Origin of the sequence: Lysinibacillus alkalisoli (genome assembly GCF_014643595.1) — a bacterium.
Classification (GTDB): domain Bacteria; phylum Bacillota; class Bacilli; order Bacillales_A; family Planococcaceae; genus Metalysinibacillus; species Metalysinibacillus alkalisoli.
The window spans coordinates 1-20628 of sequence record NZ_BMJT01000014.1; the positions used below are offsets into that span (position 1 = coordinate 1).

The 20628-nt window shown below is 37.5% G+C and carries 21 protein-coding genes and 2 tRNA genes; 3 read left to right on the plus strand and 20 right to left on the minus strand.

The window, feature by feature from the left end; genetic code table 11:
• Positions 1-301: 301 nt before the first annotated feature.
• The 15 genes from lysS to tilS all read right to left on the minus strand — a co-directional run bounded on the left by lysS (position 302) and on the right by tilS (position 15476).
• The gene (gene lysS, locus IEW44_RS14850) at positions 302-1798 is read right to left on the minus strand and encodes a lysine--tRNA ligase (RefSeq protein WP_188615853.1); all 1497 of its coding nucleotides are present in this window, start codon (positions 1796-1798) and stop codon (positions 302-304) included.
• Positions 1799-1942: 144 nt separating this feature from the next.
• Positions 1943-2962: a tRNA dihydrouridine synthase DusB gene (gene dusB / locus IEW44_RS14855; RefSeq protein ID WP_188615854.1), complete on the minus strand. Its 1020-nt coding sequence runs from the start codon at positions 2960-2962 to the stop codon at positions 1943-1945.
• A gap of 20 nt (positions 2963-2982) precedes the next feature.
• Positions 2983-3495, minus strand: coding sequence for a 2-amino-4-hydroxy-6-hydroxymethyldihydropteridine diphosphokinase (gene folK, locus IEW44_RS14860; protein WP_188615855.1), 513 nt, complete (start codon positions 3493-3495; stop codon positions 2983-2985).
• Positions 3492-3857, minus strand: a complete 366-nt coding sequence (folB, locus tag IEW44_RS14865; protein ID WP_188615856.1) for a dihydroneopterin aldolase — start codon at positions 3855-3857, stop codon at positions 3492-3494. Before folB ends, folK begins: the two co-directional genes overlap by 4 nt.
• Positions 3858-3859: 2 nt before the next feature.
• On the minus strand, positions 3860-4705 hold the full coding sequence (gene folP / locus IEW44_RS14870; protein ID WP_188615857.1) for a dihydropteroate synthase: 846 nt from the start codon (positions 4703-4705) through the stop codon (positions 3860-3862).
• The gene (locus IEW44_RS14875) at positions 4699-5529 is read right to left on the minus strand and encodes an aminotransferase class IV (RefSeq protein WP_188615858.1); all 831 of its coding nucleotides are present in this window, start codon (positions 5527-5529) and stop codon (positions 4699-4701) included. Before IEW44_RS14875 ends, folP begins: the two co-directional genes overlap by 7 nt.
• A 5-nt stretch (positions 5530-5534) precedes the next feature.
• A complete protein-coding gene (gene pabA, locus IEW44_RS14880; protein ID WP_188615859.1) occupies positions 5535-6110 on the minus strand; it encodes an aminodeoxychorismate/anthranilate synthase component II in 576 nt (191 codons plus the stop codon).
• Positions 6107-7501: an anthranilate synthase component I family protein gene (locus IEW44_RS14885; protein ID WP_229704265.1), complete on the minus strand. Its 1395-nt coding sequence runs from the start codon at positions 7499-7501 to the stop codon at positions 6107-6109. Before IEW44_RS14885 ends, pabA begins: the two co-directional genes overlap by 4 nt.
• A 152-nt stretch (positions 7502-7653) precedes the next feature.
• A complete protein-coding gene (gene cysK, locus IEW44_RS14890; RefSeq protein WP_188615860.1) occupies positions 7654-8580 on the minus strand; it encodes a cysteine synthase A in 927 nt (308 codons plus the stop codon).
• Positions 8581-8715: 135 nt separating this feature from the next.
• A complete protein-coding gene (locus IEW44_RS14895; RefSeq protein ID WP_188615861.1) occupies positions 8716-9645 on the minus strand; it encodes a peptidyl-prolyl cis-trans isomerase in 930 nt (309 codons plus the stop codon).
• Positions 9638-10513, minus strand: coding sequence for an Hsp33 family molecular chaperone HslO (gene hslO, locus IEW44_RS14900; RefSeq protein ID WP_188615862.1), 876 nt, complete (start codon positions 10511-10513; stop codon positions 9638-9640). The genes IEW44_RS14895 and hslO overlap by 8 nt, the downstream gene beginning before the upstream one ends.
• A 9-nt stretch (positions 10514-10522) precedes the next feature.
• Positions 10523-11293, minus strand: a complete 771-nt coding sequence (locus IEW44_RS14905) for a type III pantothenate kinase (RefSeq protein WP_188615863.1) — start codon at positions 11291-11293, stop codon at positions 10523-10525.
• 97 nt (positions 11294-11390) lie between these two features.
• Complete coding sequence (gene ftsH, locus IEW44_RS14910; protein ID WP_188615864.1) at positions 11391-13415, minus strand: ATP-dependent zinc metalloprotease FtsH; 2025 nt, start codon at positions 13413-13415, stop codon at positions 11391-11393.
• A 131-nt stretch (positions 13416-13546) separates the two neighbouring features.
• Entirely contained in the window at positions 13547-14089 is a 543-nt protein-coding gene (gene hpt, locus IEW44_RS14915) for a hypoxanthine phosphoribosyltransferase (protein ID WP_188615865.1), read from the minus strand.
• 19 nt (positions 14090-14108) lie between these two features.
• Positions 14109-15476, minus strand: a complete 1368-nt coding sequence (tilS, locus tag IEW44_RS14920) for a tRNA lysidine(34) synthetase TilS (protein WP_188615866.1) — start codon at positions 15474-15476, stop codon at positions 14109-14111.
• 104 nt (positions 15477-15580) lie between these two features.
• On the opposite strand from tilS, the gene IEW44_RS14925 reads away from it, so the two are divergent.
• The 3 genes from IEW44_RS14925 (at position 15581) to IEW44_RS14935 (ending at position 16082) form a co-directional block, all read left to right on the plus strand.
• Positions 15581-15657 (plus strand) — tRNA-Met (locus IEW44_RS14925).
• Positions 15658-15662: 5 nt separating this feature from the next.
• A tRNA-Glu gene (locus IEW44_RS14930) sits at positions 15663-15734 on the plus strand.
• A gap of 177 nt (positions 15735-15911) precedes the next feature.
• Complete coding sequence (locus IEW44_RS14935; protein WP_188615867.1) at positions 15912-16082, plus strand: hypothetical protein; 171 nt, start codon at positions 15912-15914, stop codon at positions 16080-16082.
• A 68-nt stretch (positions 16083-16150) separates the two neighbouring features.
• Here the strand turns inward: IEW44_RS14935 and IEW44_RS14940 are convergent, their stop codons facing one another.
• The 5 genes from IEW44_RS14940 to IEW44_RS14960 all read right to left on the minus strand — a co-directional run bounded on the left by IEW44_RS14940 (position 16151) and on the right by IEW44_RS14960 (position 20551).
• The gene (locus IEW44_RS14940; RefSeq protein WP_188615868.1) at positions 16151-16579 is read right to left on the minus strand and encodes a S1 domain-containing RNA-binding protein; all 429 of its coding nucleotides are present in this window, start codon (positions 16577-16579) and stop codon (positions 16151-16153) included.
• A gap of 133 nt (positions 16580-16712) precedes the next feature.
• Entirely contained in the window at positions 16713-17093 is a 381-nt protein-coding gene (locus IEW44_RS14945; RefSeq protein WP_188615869.1) for an FtsB family cell division protein, read from the minus strand.
• A gap of 95 nt (positions 17094-17188) precedes the next feature.
• Positions 17189-17479 carry an RNA-binding S4 domain-containing protein gene (locus tag IEW44_RS14950; RefSeq protein WP_188615870.1) on the minus strand — a complete coding sequence of 97 codons (291 nt, stop codon included), beginning with the start codon at positions 17477-17479 and terminating at the stop codon, positions 17189-17191.
• The gene (yabN, locus tag IEW44_RS14955) at positions 17479-18939 is read right to left on the minus strand and encodes a bifunctional methyltransferase/pyrophosphohydrolase YabN (protein ID WP_188615871.1); all 1461 of its coding nucleotides are present in this window, start codon (positions 18937-18939) and stop codon (positions 17479-17481) included. The genes IEW44_RS14950 and yabN overlap by 1 nt, the downstream gene beginning before the upstream one ends.
• Before the next feature lie 10 nt (positions 18940-18949).
• Entirely contained in the window at positions 18950-20551 is a 1602-nt protein-coding gene (locus IEW44_RS14960; protein WP_188615872.1) for a putative polysaccharide biosynthesis protein, read from the minus strand.
• Positions 20552-20628 lie beyond the last annotated feature (77 nt).

A 20628-nucleotide genomic window follows, 5' to 3' on the forward strand; every position in this document is an offset into this window, starting at 1 on the left:
CGTTTTATTGATTAACGTTTTGCTTGTTCAGTTTTCAAAGGTCATGGTGTTGCTTGCGACAACTTTTATATAATAACATGTTACCATTATTGTTGTCAACATTTTTTAAAATTCTTTTTTATTAAGTAACTACTCAATAATACTCTATTTAACTTTGTTAGTCAAATCTTTTTTATTGGTTAGTTGTTTTAAAGACAATTAATAATTTACCATGTTATTAAACATAATGCAATACTTTTTTAATGAATAAAATGAAAAAAAGCAAATACCTTAGAAAAGGTATTTGCTTATATATAAGAAGTTACTTTGTTGTATGACGCATTGTTGGGAATAATAATACATCACGAATGGATTGCGAATTTGTTAATAACATAATTAAACGGTCAATACCAATACCTAAACCACCTGTTGGCGGCATACCATACTCTAATGCTTCAATAAAATCATTATCCATTTCATGAGCTTCATCGTTGCCTGCTTCTTTTTCTTGCATCTGTGCTTCAAAACGCTCTCTTTGGTCAATTGGATCATTAAGCTCTGTAAATGCATTGGCATGTTCACGACGCACAATAAATAACTCAAAACGATCTGTGAAACGCTCGTCTTCTGGATTTTTCTTAGCTAACGGTGAAATTTCAACTGGGTGACCAAAGATAAACGTTGGTTGTAGTAATGTTTCTTCAACAATTTGCTCAAAGAATTCATTAATGACATGACCAACACCCGTATGAGATGGTGCTAACTCGACATTATGTTCTTTAGCTAAAGCTTTGGCTTCTTCGATTGTCATCGGTGTAAAGAAATCTACTCCAGTAGCTTCTTTAACTGCATCCACCATATGTTGACGTTTCCAGCCTGGTGCTAAATGAATAGTATCCTCACCATAAATCACATCTGTTGTACCTAAAACCTCTTGTGCAACATGAGCAATTAAATTTTCTGTTAAGTTCATAATATCATTGTAATCAGCGTAAGCTTCATATAACTCAATCATTGTAAATTCAGGATTATGACGCGTGGATACTCCCTCATTACGGAAGACGCGTCCAATCTCGTAAACTTTCTCTAATCCACCGACAATTAAACGTTTTAAATGCAACTCAATTGCTATACGCATATATAGTTCCATATCTAAAGCGTTATGATGTGTAATAAATGGGCGCGCTGCTGCACCACCTGCAATTGTATGTAGCATAGGTGTTTCAACCTCTAAGAATCCTTGACCATCTAAATAACGACGAATGGCACGTATAATTTGTGAGCGTTGGATAAATGTTGTTTTACTATCTTCATTTGTCATTAAATCTAAATAACGCTGACGGTAACGTTGTTCAATATCTTGTAGGCCATGGAATTTCTCTGGCATTGGTCGCAAAGCTTTTGTTAGAAATGTAAATTGTGTTGCCTTAACAGATAATTCACCAACATTTGTACGGAATACGTTACCTGTCACACCTACAATATCACCAAGGTCTGCTTGTTTGAATAGTTCGTAAGCTTCTTCACCTATAGCATCTTTACGCACATAAATTTGAATTTGCCCTTTTAAGTCTTGAATATGAGCAAAACCAGCTTTACCTTTACCACGTTTTGTCATAATACGTCCTGCAATTGTCACTTCTTGTGGCGTTTCTTCTAGTTGTTCCTTTGTTAACTCTGCGAATTGTTCGCGAATGTCTTGTGATGAATGTGTACGCTCAAATTTTGCGCCAAACGGATCCAAACCATTTTCACGAATCGTTGTCATCTTCTGACGTCTCACCAATAGTTGGTCGTTTAATTCTTCATTGTTTGACACGTTTCTTCACTCCTTATATTTTTACCGCTCTTGCAGTCCATAATGTACTCATTGTACACAATTTCTTGTGGACGTTCACGTTTTTTATAATTTTCCACATCTTATATGAAAAATGCCATCATTTTTAAAATGATAGCATCTCTTTTAGATAATTAATTGCGAAGGCCCTTCGCTTTGATGTTGCTCATAATCATAAACAAGTTGGTGTAACAAATTTGTTAGTTCTCGTGCGGACTCGGTTTGATTAATCGCATTACGCGCTTTACCATTACCACGTACACCTTTTAAATACCAAGAAGCATGTTTACGCATTTCACGTACAGCAACGACTTCACCTTTTAGTGCCATTAAACGTTCAAAATGGAGTAAACAAACATCAATCTTCTCACGCACAGAAGGCTCTGCAATCAGCTCACCTGTTTCTAAATATTTCACGGTACGATACATCATCCATGGATTACCTAATGCTGCGCGACCAATCATCACAGCGTCTACTCCTGTCTCATCTAACATGCGTTTAGCATCCTGCGGCGTTTCGACATCACCATTTCCGATAAATGGAATTTTTAATTCTTGCTTCACTTGACGTAAAATATCCCAGTTCGCTTTACCTTCATACATTTGTACACGTGTACGACCATGCATAGCAATCGCTGATACACCTGCTCTTTCAGCCGCTAATGCGTTTTCTACAGCAAATACATGCTCATCATCCCAGCCAATACGCATTTTTACACTGACAGGTTTATTTACCGCATCTACAACCGCTGCTACCATCTCATAAATTTTGTTAGGGTCAAGTAATAAACGAGCCCCCGCTTCACATTTAATAATTTTATTTACAGGACACCCCATATTAATATCAATGATATCGGCTGTTGTATTTTGGTCTACATATTTAGCTGCCTCTACTAAGGTTTCCTTATCGCCACCAAAAATCTGTAAGGATAAAGGATTTTCGCGTTCATCAATATAAAGCATATTTAGTGTTTTTTCGTTTTTATAGACGATACCTTTATCGCTAATCATCTCTGCATAAACTAAACCTGCACCGAATTCTTTCACGGTTAAACGGAAAGCCGAATTACAAATACCTGCCATCGGTGCTAATACAACACGATTATCCATAACGATATCGCCAATTTGAAACGGTTTTTGTTCCATTGTTATTGCCTCCTTTTCTTTTATGTTAGCCATGATGCCACACTTTGCTGTTGCTTAACGTGGCGCACGCCTTCTTCTTGTATGTGTAGCCCGTCAAATTGTTGACGAGCTTTATCAATTTGAGGTGATTGTGTCATAATGACATCCATTAATGGTACTAATACAAAGGCACGCTCGTACATACGTGGATGTGGCACAATCAATGTCTCTGTTTCAATATTTTCGTGATTATACAGTAAAATGTCAAGGTCGATTACTCGAGGACCCCACCGAATGTTACGCACACGCCCTAACTCCTGTTCAATATTTTGACATACTTCGAGTAAAGTTTGCGGACGTAAAGTAGTTTGTAAATGTACAGCAATATTAAGAAAATCGGCTTGGTTTGTATAACCCACTGCTGTAGTTTCATATACAGCTGATACTGTACAAAGTGAAATCGCATCATGCCATGCTAACATCTCAAGTGCAGCACGCAAATTTTGTTCACGCTCTCCCATATTCGTGCCTATCGATAAATATACGTCATTCATCCAAATTCACCTCTCGTTATCGATACAGCTACCTCTTTATAATGCCCAGCGATTGGAGGGTCTGGTTTGATGACTTCGACTTGTACACCTTTAACGAGTGAGAAGCGTGTTAAAATTGTCGTCGCAATAGTATGGGCTAACGCCTCAATTAATTTATAAGGTTGTCCTTCTACAATGGCTTGGCATGCTTCATATACTTCAGCATAGTTAACGGTATGATGCAATGCATCACTCTCTCCTGCTACCTGTAAATCGACTGCCATTGCCACAGTGACTCTAAACCGTTGCCCTATCATGTTTTCTGCTGCTAGTACACCATGATAACCATAAAATTGCATATCTCTTACATGAATATAATCCACTGTTAATCCTCCTCGTACACTTGCTTTCCTGTTAATACGTCTGTCATATGAATAGCTCTTTGCATGGGCGCAATATCATGTAACCGCATCATGTGGCAACCTTGTTGTATGCCATACACTACAGTTGCCATCGTTCCTTCTAAACGTTCTTCAGTTGGTAATGCAAGTACATTGCCAATCATTGATTTACGTGATGTCGCTAATAAGACAGGATACCCCATCTCTACCAAGGAAGATAAACATTGCATCATTTGAATATTTTGGGTTGTTGTCTTTCCAAAGCCAATGCCTGGGTCTACTAAAATATGGTGATGAGGTACACCTGCATTCACTGCAATATCAATACTTTGCATAAGATCAGCTTTTACATCATGCCAAAAATCTTCATAATGTGTGTGATTGCGATTATGCATTAAAATAATTGGCACCTGATATTTTGCAGCAATATGCGCCATATTCTCGTCTGCCTTAGTCCCCCAAATATCATTAATCATGTGAGCACCTGCTTGAATTGCTGCCTCTGCCACATTAGCCTTGTACGTATCGATAGATAGAATAACGGGTAAGGTACACAGTGCCTTAATAACAGGGACAACACGTGCAATTTCTTCCTCTTCCGAAATTTGTGCATGACCTGGTCTTGTAGACTCACCACCAATATCAATAATCTTTGCGCCTTCAGCCATCATTTTTTTTGCTTGTTTGACAGCTTGGTCAATGGTCGTAAACTGACCACCATCTGAAAAGGAATCAGGTGTAACATTTAAAATCCCCATAATAAAAGTTTCTTTTGTGTAATCTAATGTCACCCCATTAATAGTTAAAGGTGTAGGATAATGCTCTAACATTGCTGTCGCTCCTTCTTTACTTGTTCAAAAGCATTAAATAATTGTTGATAAACTTTGCCCTCTCGACCAACATAATTGTTATTCTCTAGTTGTTTAATAGGCACAAGTCCTTGTATAGCTGTTGTTATAAAAATTTCATCTGCCTCTAAAAGAGCTGTAGGCTTAAATTCGCCTTCTATTACCGTTGTCATTTGCAGAATCAATTGGCGCATAATGCCACCTAAAGCTCCTGTCGCAAGAGACGGTGTATAAACTTGACCATCTTTCACCCAAAAAATATTGGATGTGACGCCTTCTACTACATCGCCATTATGATTTACAAACACACCTTCATCTTGTTGTAATGATGGCAACTCAAAGCGAGCTAGAACATTATTACCATAGTGATGTGACTTAAAGCGCTGTTGTTGTTCAGGTTGATTACGTACAGTTTGTAAAAATGTCAGTGTTTTTTCGCTATGAGCTGGCGCTAACATTAAAGGTTTACGAAATAAAATAACATTTGGTTCGTCATACCGTTGGGGCTTTAAACCAATATCATGCTCTCCAGCTGAAACATTTAAACGAAAATAGCCATCCCCCTCTTCTCGCTGATTCAGCTCTTTAACAATGTCTTTAAGTTGCTCCATGGTGTAGGGCATTGCAATGCGATATGTGGCCAATGCCTGTTGTAGACGAGCATAATGTTCTTGTAAAAATAAAGGTTGCCCTTGATATGTTCGGAATGTCTCAAAAAAACCTAAGCCATATAAAAAACCATGGTCAAAGGGCGAAATACGTAAATCGGAGGCTAGTTGATAATCACCATTGATAAAGCACCACATTACTATTACTCCTTCACATATGTTGTAATAAAATTTTGTAACAATTGTTTACCATGCGTTGTCATAATGGATTCAGGGTGATATTGTACACCTTCAATCGCATATTCTTTATGGCGAATACTCATAATCTCACCTGAAGCTGTTTGTGCCGTCACTTCTAAACATGCTGGTAGTGTAGTCGGCTCGACAATTAAAGAATGGTAACGCGTTACGTTAAAAGGGGAAGGTACTGCTTGATATAATGTATCACCTGTATGAGTAATGGCAGAAACTTTACCATGCATTAACTGTGTGGCTTGTACTACATCACCACCAAAAGCTTGTGCAATAGTTTGATGCCCTAAGCACACACCTAAAATGGGGATTTTCCCTTTAAAATGCGTCACCACTTCTAAGCTAATACCAGCCTCATTAGGTGTACATGGCCCTGGTGAAATGACTAACATATGTGGCTTGATTTCTTCAATTTCTTCAATAGTAATCTCGTCATTCCGCTTCACTTGGATTTCTTGCCCTAACTCACCAAAATACTGTACTAAATTAAAGGTAAATGAATCATAATTATCGATTAGTAAAATCATTGTTGTCCCTCCGCTAATGCCTTTGCTTGCCACATCGCACGCGCTTTATTTAATGATTCCTCATATTCACTAATCGGGTCTGAGTCAATAACAATACCAGCGCCTGCTTGAATATGTGCGATTTTATTTTTAATATACGCTGTACGAATGACAATATTAAATACCATATCACCAGTAAAACCTAACCATCCTATAGAGCCTGTATATAAACCACGTTGATATGTCTCTAACTCTTCAATAATTTCCATTGTACGAATTTTAGGAGTCCCTGTAATCGTCCCCCCTGGGAACATGGCACGTAATATTGCTGTATTACTTACTTGATCTTCTACTGTCCCACGCACATTAGATACTAAATGCATCACATGTGAATAACGTTCAATCACCATAAGCTCATCCACTTCAACAGAGCCATATTGAGCTACCTTACCTAAATCATTACGTTCTAAATCAACGAGCATAATATGTTCTGCACACTCTTTTTCATTCGTTAATAGCTCTTGTTCTAATGCTTGATCTTCGGTAACAGTCGCTCCTCTTAAACGTGTACCACCAATTGGTCTTGTAGCGATTTTATTATTTTGTCGCTCAATCAATAATTCTGGTGAACCTGATACAACAGCAAAGTCTTCGTGTTGAATATAGGCCATATAAGGTGACGGATTTAATGCACGTAAAGCCTCATACAATACAATGGGCTCAACAGCTAAAGGACGAGACTGACGCACAGATAAATTTACTTGAAACACATCACCTGCCTGAATATAAGCTTGTACTTGCTTCACAGCACTTGCAAACTCTTCACGTGTACATGATACTGTAGGCGGGACATCATCAATAACAGCATAAGAGGCCTGTGCCGTTATAAACTTTCGCTGTGCCAAGCCTGTAGTAGCCGCCTGTTGCCATTGCTCTTTTGTTGATTGTAATGGCTGTAATCCCATAAGATAAACGCGTTGTTGTGCTTTATCATAAATAGCCCACTCATCAAATAAATAGAAAAAAATGCGTGGCGTCTGTAAATCATTGGTTGTTAATGAGGGTAACTTTTCTATCTCGCGTGCATAATCATATGAGATAAAGCCAATAGCGCCTCCTTGAAATAATGGGAGATCAGGCAGTGCCTCGAAACGATATCTCGCGACTATTTCTTCTGCTAAAGCTAGGGCGTCACCTATTACATGTTCTACCTGACCACTACGCCATGTGATGAGTAAACCCTCATCAGTGGCTTGCATTACAGCTAATGGATTTCTTGCTGCAATATGCATATCGCCCGCTCTGCCACTCTCTAAAAAAATATGTTGTGTATCCTTTTTAGTTTGTTCTTTATAGCTATAAAAAAAGGCGTCTTCCGCCATCTGAAATGATGTCGTAAATAATTGTGTCAAGATACTTCCTCCTAAAATCAAATCTCTTTCATCTTAACTTGAAGTACCCTTCACTGTCACGATTCTTATATTAATTTTCACTAACCTTTATTCTATGAGTAAAAAAATGCCCCAGCTCTTAATTAAGAGTGGGACATCTGTAAAATTAATGATTAATCGAATTGGTAAAGAGGTGTGGATAGGTAACGTTCACCGTTTGATGGCACAACTGCTAAAACATTAGTCCCCTTACCTAAGCGTTTAGCTGTTTCAATCGCTGCATAAATGGCTGCTCCCGACGAAATACCACATAAAATACCTTCTTCACGTGCTGTTTTACGCGCTAACTCAAAAGCCGTTTCGTTTTCTACAGGGAATATAGATGTATAAATATCCGTATCTAATACTTTCGGCACAAAACCTGCGCCAATGCCTTGAATTTTATGCGGGCCTGGTTCTCCACCTGATAACACAGCTGAATCTTTTGGCTCTACAGCAATAATCTCAATATTGGGATAGTGTTGTTTAAGCACTTCACCTGCACCTGTAATTGTACCACCTGTACCAATACCTGCTACAAATGCATCTAATTGTACACCCTCAAAAGCTTCTACAATTTCAGGGCCTGTTGTTAAACGATGCACCTCAGCATTTGCAGGGTTATTAAATTGTTGAGGTAAGAAATAGCCTTTCTCTTGTGCCAATTCTTCAGCCTTAGCAATTGCACCTTTCATTCCTGCTGGGCCTGGTGTTAAGACTAAATCAGCGCCATAAGCACGCAATAAATTACGGCGCTCTAAGCTCATCGTCTCTGGCATAACTAAAATGGCTTTATAGCCCTTTGCTGCAGCAATCATCGCTAAACCAATTCCTGTATTACCACTTGTTGGTTCAATAATTGTTCCACCTGCTTGTAATGTACCATCCTTTTCAGCCGCTTCAATCATTGCTAAAGCTAAACGGTCTTTAACTGAGCTACCTGGGTTAAAATACTCTAATTTCACATAAACATTTCCTTCTTTTTCTGTTGTAGCATGTTGTAATTTAACAATGGGTGTATGGCCTACTAACTGTGCAACTGAATCATATAATTTACTCATTTTGCATTGGCTCCTTTTAATTCATACTATTTTAATAGGTTTAAATATTTTAATTTTATCAATGTCATACCGTACTGTCAACTAGCAGCCTTATAAAATAAGAGTTGTAGCGAACTACAACTCTTATCCTTTGCCCTATTTATTCTCGCCATAAAACCATTCTACTTTAAATTCTTTCCAAAATGATTCTGGTGCTACAGTTTGTGTCAACTGTTCCATGCCTAATTCTACTTTGATATGGTCTTTAACTTCTTCAAATGTAAATGATTGACCTGGAATAACTTCTAACACTTGTAAAATACCATAATTGCCATTATCCATTTGAATGGGTTCACTTAAAGATTTTGTTTTAATACTATCCAAAGCATTTAGTAAGTTTTTATCCATGCCTGGTTGGTCTACAGAGACAAAACCAATATCGCCACCTAAACTAGCTGACGCTACGTCAATCGACATCTCACGCGCTAAAACAGAAAAATCAGCACCACCTTTTAATTCTTTAATGGCATTCTCTGCTTTAGCTTTACTATCTACGACAATTAAGTTTGTGCGATAGCTTGTTGGGACTTCAAATAAAGAAGTATTATCTTTATAGTACTTTTCCACTTCTTTATCTTTAATAATAATATCTTTCGTTAGTACTTTGCTGAGCAATAAGTTGGTATACACTTTGTTGCGCAATTGTTCCACAGATGAAGTTTTCATTAAATTGCTAAATTCTTCTGGTGTAGAACGCATAAGTGCCAATTCTAAGTCTATTTCTTCCTTTGAAACTTCGATCTTGTACTTTTTAGCAGCTTTTTTCATAACCGTATCATTCACTAAATCACGTAATGTTTCTTTGCCATAGTTTTCTTCCATTGCAGCCATCCATTGTTGTCTCGATATTTCTGTTTTGTCTATAGTTGCTACAATTTCTTTCTCAGCTGAAGGAGCTGAGCTATTAGGTAGGAGCCAAGCGATAAACCAGAGAATATTACCTAGCAAAAGAACACCAGCTATAATGAGCGCTGGCTTAGCTTTTACTCTTAAATCCGAGAGCGACTTTTTTGGCTTGTTAGTCATGCAATAAAGCCTCTAACTCTTCTTTTGAGAAGTCATACGTTTGCAAACAGAAATGACATTGTGCCTCAGCACCACCATCTTCTGTTATCATCGCTTGAATTTCATCATTACCTAGACCTGCGATGGCATCGCTAAAACGTTCTTTTGAACACTGACATGTAAATGCTACAGGCATACGATCCAAGATTGTGACATTATCCTCGTCTACTACCGCTTGTACAATCTCCTCTGGTGTTAAACCTTTTTCAATCATTTTCGAAACAGGCTCTATTTGATTTAGTCGTTGCTCAATAAATGCAATTACTTCTTCCTCGCACCCTGGCATCAATTGCAAGATGAAACCACCTGCTGCTAAAACCGTATTATCCGGATTGACAAGCACACCTAATCCAACAGATGAAGGCACTTGCTCAGATGTTGCAAAATAATACGTAAAGTCCTCAGCAATTTCACCTGAAACAATCTCGGTTTGACCACTAAACATCTCACGCAATCCTAAATCTTTTACAATCGTTAATGTACCTGTTGAACCAACACCTGCACGTACATCTAATTTGCCTTGTGTATTCAAGTCAAAATGTACATGTGGGTTTGTTACGAATCCACGTACCTCACCTTTAGCATTACTATCAATAATCATCGGGCCAATAGGGCCATCACCTTCAATTTTTATCGTGATTTTTTCTTCGCCCTTTAACATAGCGCCCATCATTACACCTGCAGTCATAGAACGACCGAGTGCCGCTGAGACAACTGGCCATGTGTTATGGCGTCTTTGTGCTTCTGCCACAGTGTCTGTTGAGCGCACCGCCATAATGCGCACCATTCCATCAAAGGCTACGCCTCTTACTAAATAATCATTCGACATTTTTATTCCTCATTTCTGATTTCGTTCATAAATTATATTAAGCCCTTTTAACGTTAATGTCTCGTCTACGACATCAATCGTTGTTGTATCATGGGCAATTAAACTTGCAAGACCACCCGTTGCAATCACAAGTGCTGGCTTAACATAATCTTTTGCTAGTTGTTTTACTATGCCCTCTACTTGCGCAAGTAAACCATAATACACACCCGACTGCATGGCATCCACAGTTGTTTGTCCGATAGGCTGGCGAGGTTTGACAAACTCAATACGTGGTAACCGCGCTGCATGTTCATATAATGCTTGCATGGCAATTGTCACACCTGAGGTAATAATACCACCTAAATAATGGCCATGTTCATTGATATAACAATAAGTTGTTGCTGTTCCAAAATCAATAATAATACACGGTGTTTTTTGATATATGTGTAAAGCAGCTACGGCATTCACAATACGATCTGCGCCTACTTCTCTTGGATTCTCATATTTAATATTTAATCCTGTTTTAACACCTGGCCCTACAATTAAAGGTGTAATATGAAATAATCGCTTACATACCATTGTCATAGTATGCATAATCGGTGGTACCACTGAGCTAATAATCGCTCCCGTTACTTGTTGTATATCAAATTGTGCTGTCATAAAAAAAGTTTGAATCCCTGCTGCATACTCATCTGTTGTTTTATTCACATCTGTTTGCATACGCCAATAATGCACTATATGTTGCCCGTCATAAAGACCAATTTTAATATTTGTATTTCCAATATCCATAACAAGTCGCATACTATCACCTCACATGAGAAAAGCATACCATAAAAGGCAATTATTTTTGCACAAAAAAACTACTGATAAGGTTTAGTCTTATCAGTAGTTTGAGAAATTATTTTCGTTCTTCTTGAAAACCTGTACGTTCATCTGAGCCAACAACATCTTCCTTTTGTAAGTCTTCCGTTGTGGGATCTGCTTTCGTATTTGTTACATGAGCTTCAACAGAAGGCGTGCCTTCTTTTTCAACACGTACTTGTGATGATTCTACACTTGTTGTTTCTTCTTCTGGCTTTACAGAAGGCTCTGCGATACGTACTGGTAATTTTCCAGTATCACGCAGACTTTCAATTTGCTCAGCATCAAGTGTCTCAACTTCAAGTAAAGTAGTCGCAATTAAGTCAAGTAACTCACGATTTTCTGTAAGGATTTGACGAGTACGCTCATATTGCTCAACAATGATGCTTTGCATTTCTTTATCAATTTCAAATGCAATAGACTCTGAGTATGATTGTTCTGAACGCCCGCCACCTAAGAAGTTACCTTGACTCGATTTAAATTGTAGTGGCCCAATCGCATCACTCATACCATATTCCGTTACCATTGAGCGAGCAATAGCCGTTGCACGTTCAAAGTCATTATGCGCACCTGTTGATACTTCACCAAAAACAATATCCTCAGAAACTCGTCCACCTAATAAACCGGCGATTTTATCAAGTAATTCTGGTTTCGTCATAAAGTAACGATCTTCTTTAGGTAACATTACTGCATAACCACCCGCTTGCCCACGAGGCACAATCGTTACCTTATGCACTTTTTCAGCCTGATCTAGCATTAAGCCCACAACTACGTGACCTGCTTCATGGAAAGCAACGATATTACGTTCTTTTTCAGAAATCACACGACTTGTTTTTGCTGGACCAGCAATTACGCGGTCAGTTGCTTCATCTAGGTCAAACATATCGATTTTCTTTTTATTACGACGAGTTGCAACTAATGCTGCTTCGTTTAATAAGTTTTCTAAATCCGCTCCAGAGAAGCCTGGTGTACGCTGTGCCACTGATTTTAAATCAACAGAATCAGCTAATGGCTTATTACGAGCATGTACTTTAAGTACTTCTTCACGCCCTTTAACATCTGGACGGCCAATTGTAATTTGACGGTCAAAACGGCCTGGACGTAATAATGCTGGGTCTAACATATCTGGTCGGTTTGTTGCTGCAATAATAATAATACCTTCATTATCGCCAAAACCATCCATCTCAACTAGTAGTTGGTTTAACGTATTTTCACGTTCTTCACCACCACCACCGATAGAAACACCACGGCGACCACCCACTGCATCAATCTCATCAATGAAAATGATACATGGCGAATTCTTTTTAGCAGTTTCAAATAAGTCACGTACACGAGAGGCACCAACACCTACTAACATTTCAATAAAGTCTGAACCTGAAATTGAGAAGAAAGGTACATTAGCTTCACCAGCTACTGCACGTGCAAATAATGTTTTACCTGTACCAGGAGGCCCTACTAAAAGTAAACCTTTTGGTACGCGTGCACCCATCTCTGTGAATTTACGATGATCTTTTAAGAAATCAACCACTTCGACAAGTTCTTGTTTCTCTTCTTCCGCACCTGCTACATCATTAAAGCGCACTTTTTTCTTGTCGCTCTCGTATAACTTAGCTTTACTCTTACCAAATGATGACATACGATTGCCGCCACCTTGAGATTGACTAAGTAAGAAGAAGAATAAGAAGATAATTACGATAAATGGAATAATGCCCATTAAAAATTGTAACCATCCACCTGTTTCTGGTGCAGGTAAATAGGCAATCTTTGTATTATCTTCAACTGCTTTATCTAAACGATTCATTAACTCTTGGTTATTAGTTGGTAAATTAACGACAAATTTCTCTTGGTCGTCATACCCTTTCATCTTACCTGTTACAACAAATACTGCCTTATCTGGTTGTATCGTTGCCTCAGTAACATTGCCACTATCTAACTCTGTAATAAATTCTTTATAATCGATCTCATTTGTTGCTAATTTATTACCATTAAATGTACCAATGGCACCGATACCTACTAATATAATTAATACAAATATAATAGTATATCGAAGTGTTCGATTCATTCCTAGCCTCCTCAATAACATACAGAAAAATTATAAGTAAAATCTTAACATATCATCATTCTAGCATTCAATGAAAAGCCCTCTATTTAAACTGTTTCATGCTGAAACTATGACAAGTTTGCCAATGCTTATTAGAAAGAATATACTTCACGTTTTAAAATGCCAATGTACGGTAAGTTACGATACTTTTCTGCGTAATCTAATCCATAGCCTACTACAAAACCATCTGGTACTTCAAAGCCAACAACATCTGCTTTCAAATTAACTTTGCGGCCAGAAGGCTTGTCTAATAAAGTAACAATCTTAATTGATTTTGCCTTACGATACTTAAATAAATCAACTAAATAGCTTAATGTTAAACCACTATCAATAATATCTTCAATAATTAAGATATCGCGACCTTCTACACTTGTATTTAAATCTTTTACAATTTTAACTTCACCAGATGAAACGGTGGCATTGCCATAACTTGTTACATCCATAAAATCAAGTTCTACATATGTGTCGAAACGCTTCATTAAATCAGTCATGAATGGCATAGCGCCTTTTAAAACGCCGATTGCTAATGGATATTGACCGCGGTATTCTTCTGTTAATTCTGCACCTAAGTCACGTATACGTTCTTGAAGTTGCTCCTCTGTAATAATGATTTTTTCAATGTCGTTCTGAATCATCAATGATTCCTCCTCAGATTTATCGACTCACAGCTTTTACGAGTAAAACCATATCATCTTCTGCACGTGGTACAGTAGAAAAATACCCCCCCATACGCACACCACAAACCGCCACTACTTCACCGTTAGCAATAATTAGCGGTATAGAGTCACGGTCATAAATAGGTATTTTCTCATCAATGAAAAGACGGGATAAACGCTTAGGCGATGCCATGCCTTTTAATTGAATACGGTCTCCATCTTGTCTTGCACGCACTGTAAAAGGTAGCTGGAGTTGTTTAGAATTAAAATAATACCTTGCTACAGTGTCATTTGGTATACTTTGTTTGTCTGTTACATACAAAGCGATACCATGTTGGCAATCTAACCATTCATTTACTTGCAATATTTGAGTTTTTTGCTGTTGTACTTTAATCCCACGCATAATATGTACAGCATGATAGCTCCGTTTTGCTTGCCAACCACTAGGTAAGTGCAAAACTTCGCTACCTTCTTCATGTTGGCACAGTGTGAGTAATGCTTGTAATGAAGTTTGACGATACGCTACATTTTGTGGGGAATAAATATAAGTTAATAGTATTAAAACAATCCTTCTTTGTAAAGCAAGGGGCTCGTTTTTAAATGCTACTATGTCAATCTTGTAACACTCGTCCTCTAATTGAGTAATAATAGCGGGAAATAATTCACTTGCCTGTTGGTCTAAATACTGTTGGTCTTCTCGCAATAACGTTGTCCAATATAAAATATTTTCAGCTATAGCAGGGTTCTCTTGTTGCATAAAAGGTATCAGTTGATGTCTAACACGGTTGCGTAAATAATAATTAGCCTCATTACTTTTATCTTCTCGATATACTATATGATGTTGCAACATATAATGATAAATCTCTTGTTTTGTTAGGGCTAAAAGCGGCCTAATTACTGACATATTATCTAAAGTTCTTATCGGTTGAATACCTTGCATTGATGTTGGAGTGGCATCGTGTATCAAAGCCATCATAATAGATTCTAACTGATCATCTGCATGATGTGCAGTCGCTAATTTGGTTGCCCCTATTTGTCCATAAACTTCTTTTAAAAAAGCATATCGTTCTCTACGACAAATAGCTTGTACATTGCCCTGTTCTTGTTCCACAATTTGTTGTATTGGTATCTTCTTACTATAAAAAGGAATCTGGTGTTCACTACAATAGTTAGCGACTAATTCTTCATCAGCATCTGATGCACTACCTCTTAACATATGATTGACGTGGGCTACTGTAATCGGATAAGGCGACAACATATGTAGTAATGCCATGGAATCTGCACCACCAGACACCGCAATTAAAATATGGTCATCACTATTAATCAGCTCAAATTTTTCAATATATTGTAAGATTTTTTCAATCATAAAATACCTCCGCTTCTACATAGTTTATCGTACTTTTATAATAATTGCTAAAAGTATATTGACTTATTGTTTAAAAGCGGATATGATTTATTTTGTCGTTAATTGGCGGTGTAGCTCAGCTGGCTAGAGCGTACGGTTCATACCCGTAAGGTCGGGGGTTCGATCCCCTCCGCCGCCACCAATTACGGCCCCTTGGTCAAGCGGTTAAGACACCGCCCTTTCACGGCGGTAACACGGGTTCGAATCCCGTAGGGGTCATTTTATTGTAGCGCTAAAATTTAGTGCTACTTTTTTTATGCCTTTTTATAAACAAACACCTTGCACCATCATATTTCCTTAAAAGTGGTATGATATTGATTGTAATTCACTTTCAACATTACATTGGTATAACAATAATGATTACTTATTTAATAGAATAACGATTGGAGGCTGTAAATGAATCCCTTAACACGTTTATTTTTACTTACTGCTCTTGGTTGGATTTTGATTATTCTAGCATTAAATTTACCTGTGCCACCTGTTTTCCAACTAGTTATTTTATTCATTGGCTTAGGTGTTAGCATTTATGCACTCTTACTTATCATTAAACAATTAAGAACGAAATAAAAGGCGAGGTTTGCCTAGGCAAACCTCGCCTTTTATTTCAATTTTATACTACGTTATAGCCAGCAAACTTAACCTCGTCTTGCTCCACGACCACCACGTTTTGATTCTGTTGCACGCTTTAGTGTCGCTAAACGTTCATCACTATCTTTTAAGAAACGTGCCATTTTTGATTCGAAATCTTCTTTTGGACGATGATTATTATTTCTATCATTTGAGCGATTATTATTACGAGGACGCTGTGGACGTTCTGGGCGTTCTGCTTGAGGCTTCGCTTTACGAATAGATAAGCCGATTTTACCATCTGCTTCAACATTCATCACTTTTACTTCTACTTCGTCACCAACTTTTAAATGTTCGTTGATGTCCTTAACATAATTATCAGCGACTTCACTAATGTGTACAAGACCTGTTGAACCTCCTGGCAACTCAACGAATGCGCCAAAATTTGTGATGCCTGTTACTTTACCTTGTACTTTGCTGCCTACTTCGATTGACATAAAAAAAATGCTCCTCCTTAAATTTTAAAAGACTCACATCTGAGTCAAATATTCAAATTATTTCTATAGTACTTCTCTCATTATAGCCGACAAAAGGGGTGTGTCAACAATGCAAAAATCACGAAACAACGAATTATTTGCTATTTTCTTCCTCTTCTTTTGGCATTATAAAAATAATTTCACCATCTTCTGAGAGTAAATATTCTTTGCGTAATAATTTTGCAATATAATCATCATCTTGCAATTGCTGAATTTGAACTTTTAATTCTTTTTGTTTTTCCTTATGTGTATCAAGCTCTTTCCCAACTTCTGCTTGTAAAGCTTGTTTATTATCTAACATTTCTTGTTGTTTAATTAATGTAATTACAATAACAACTAGTAAAATAATTGGTACGATACTGTAAATACCTATACGGCGCCAGACACGTACACGATGTTTTTTTTTCAACTCAGATTGTCTATCTTTATGTCGAACATATTCATTATTTATTTTACGTACATCTTCCTTGGTCATGTCGTCCCTCCGTTTACATAGATATTGATAATCTATACCCTATTTTTAAAGTTATAAACACTGTTTACTTTATATCGGTTAAAACAACATTTTCTTCAGTCCTCATCATCAATAAATGCAGGATCAATTTGCGCTAATCGTTCTTCTTTAATGATAGTAAACATTGTTGCGGCATCTTCTTTTTTAGCACTTTCTTGAATGCGGTCTACACTCGCTGTAACGATTTTTTGTCCAAAGCGGATGGCTAATTCATCGCCTTCTTTAACTACCGTTCCTGGTTTTGCCACTTTACCATTGATGGTAATACGACCTTGTGCAGCTACTTCTTTAGCTAATGTACGTCGCTTAATTAAACGTGATACTTTTAAAAATTTATCTAAACGCATTATGCTTTCTCCTCCTGTTTTGCTTCTTGCCAATATTGTTCTAATTCTTCTGCTGTACTTGTAGCAATCGTTTTGTTAGCATTTGCTACACACGCTTCGACATGGCGAAAACGTCTTGCAAACTTTGCATTCGCATATTGCATTGCTTCTTCTGGCGATACTTTATAAAAACGCGCAATATTAACAAGGGTAAATAATACATCGCCTAATTCGTCTGTTTGTGTTTGACTCGTTCCATCTTTAGCTTCTGCCTTAAATTCTGCGAGTTCTTCATTAAATTTAGACCATGCACCTGACACGTCATCCCATGTAAAACCTTGTTTAGCAACAGCCTTTTGGTAATTATACGACGTTTCTAACGATGAGGTTGCACGATATTGATTATCTAATATACTTTCTTGCGTTGTTGATTTTTCTTGCTCTTTAATGGATTGCCAATGCTCCATTACTTCCTCAACAGAATGCAATTCGACATCACTAAAAACATGAGGGTGTCTGCGCAACATCTTATGTGTAACACTCTCTAATACTTCTTCCAACGTAAAGTACCCCATATCTTCACCAATTTGAGCATTTAAAAAGACTTGTAATAATACATCACCTAGTTCTTCAACCATAGCAAAATCATCTTGCTCATCTACTGCTTGTAAATATTCATGCACTTCTTCTAAGAGATATTTTTTTAAACTTTCATGCGTTTGTTCTTGATCCCAAGGACAACCATTAGGCCCTCTCAACACACTAATAATCTCCCTAAATGTACGCCAATCCTTTGCGCGCTCCGCATACCTTGTAACAGGTGGCACATATAAGGTTGTCAGGTTATTAATTGTTGTCACTTGGTCAATTTCATGTAAGGGGACTATTTGTAATTGCTCTTGTTCAGAACCTGCTGCTGTTACAATCGTTACAAGATGGTCAGCATCATACTTCTCTAATAAGTGCAATTTAACATCTGATGCACTAAACGCATCATACACTTGTGCAATTAAAATATGTTGTGTCATATTCACATCATGTACAGATAAGGCGGTACCATCTAATAATTGAAAGCCTTCAATTGGGTCAATTTTAAGTGCTGTGAAAATAGGGTCTAAAAAACTTTGTCCCCCTTCAATTTGTAAACATACTTTTCCCTCTGCTTGTGCTTTGATTAAAAGCTGTACTGTCATTTCAGCGACGAGTGGGTGCCCTGGAACAACGTAAACAATGGAATCTTTCTGCACTTCTTGCAAAAGTGTGGCTACAATTTCTTCATACACAGGTTCAAATTGTTCATGTTTTTCATAAATAGCATCAAAACTTTGAAACGTCATGCCCTCTTTTATTAACTGTGCAATCACAGGGTGGTCTACTGTTCTAGCATAACTTATCTTTGTTTGTTGTAATTTGCGATACACGCCTAAAGGGAGTTGGGCTAAATCTCCTGCGCCTAACCCTAATATTGTAATTGTATTCAAAACTCGACACCTACTTCTTTTGATTTAACCATAATTGATAACGAGCCATCCTTCTACCAAAAGGCAATAAGAACCACTCTTTCTCTGATAATAACTTTAACTTTGCAATGCTTGTAATAAAGGTAAAAGCGCCTAAGCCAATAGCTAACAACCCTACTAGCGCTGCGTTTTTACGTGTCTCCTGTGCTTGAATTCCACCTTGAACTAAACAAACAACTAGCGCCATCATAACTAAAGATAAAAGAAGTTGGCGATAAAAATACAAAGGAATATGCATGTTTATAAAACGACGGCTATAAAGCATTAGCCAAATAGCTGTAATAAATAAGCCTACATTACTCGCTATCGCAGCCCCCATAATAGAAAAGATAGGCACTAACATCACATTTAATACCGCTTTTATAAGAAAGCCCACACTTAAAATAATAGCTGGCATTTTTAACTTATGCATCCCTTGTAAAATACCTGTAAATGTTAATACTAAAGATAATGGGATGATTTGAAGCATATAAAAAGCTAAAACATCGCTTGCCACATCTGTTTTAAATAACATCATATTTAAATTAGGCATGACCAAAAATAAACCTAATGCAGCAGCAGAGCCAAATACTAACGCCGTACGATACGTTAATTCAATAAAAGGCTGAGCCGAACGTCCACCCTCACTTTGGCTTTTCATTTGATGAGCAATTAAAGGCACGATAGCTAATGTTAATGAGGAAGCAACAACAATACCTAGTTGAACGAGAGGCTGACCTCTATCAAATACACCTTTAAGTTCCTTAGCTAGTTGCATATCCATACCTGCATGCAAAAGACTAGTAAAAATAGTGAATGAATCTACAAATTGATAGCTCAATAACAATAAACTGCTCATACTCACACTTAAACTGAGTAATGTCACTTGTTTAATCACTGGCATAATTGGCATGCGATAAAATAAATGTTGGTAGCCAAATTGACGCCAATACCAAAGCAATAATAATACTAAACCTACTGCTTCACCAATCACTGTACCTAAAACCGCTATGTGTCCAGCGGCATAAAGAGATGTTGTATAACGCATCACTATAACAGTGCCTAGTAAGATAATACCTACACGCACCACTTGCTCGACAACTTGCGCATAAGCAATTGGTGCCATCATTCCCCTGGATTGGAATGCGCCTTTAAGTGTTGCGAAAAGCGGCATAATAAATACGATAAATGAACCTGTTTTGAGAAGCGGAGCTAGCTCAATATCTCCCATAATTAAAGCAATAGGGACTGCGCCAAAATATAAAATTATAAAAAATAAGCACGCTATAATCAATAAATAACCTGTAACAATTACCATAATGGTGTTGCGTTTTTGTGCTCGTATATAAGCAGAAGCCTCTGCATCATTGTCAGCTAATAATTTTGAAATGGCCACAGCTACACCGCCTGTAGTCCATACTACAAAAATAGCAATGAAAGGATAGACTTGTTGGTAAATATAAAACCCTTCATCACCAACAATATTTTGGAAAGGTATACGATAGACTGCACTTAAAATCTTTACAATCAAGGCCGAAATGGTTAATAAAGCAGCGCCTTTCATATACGTTTTCATCCCAAATGGTTGTGACATACATTTACTCCTTACTGCTAAAAGTTATGCCAATAGTATAGCATAGAACACTTTTAACGCTTTACTACAGCCTCCAC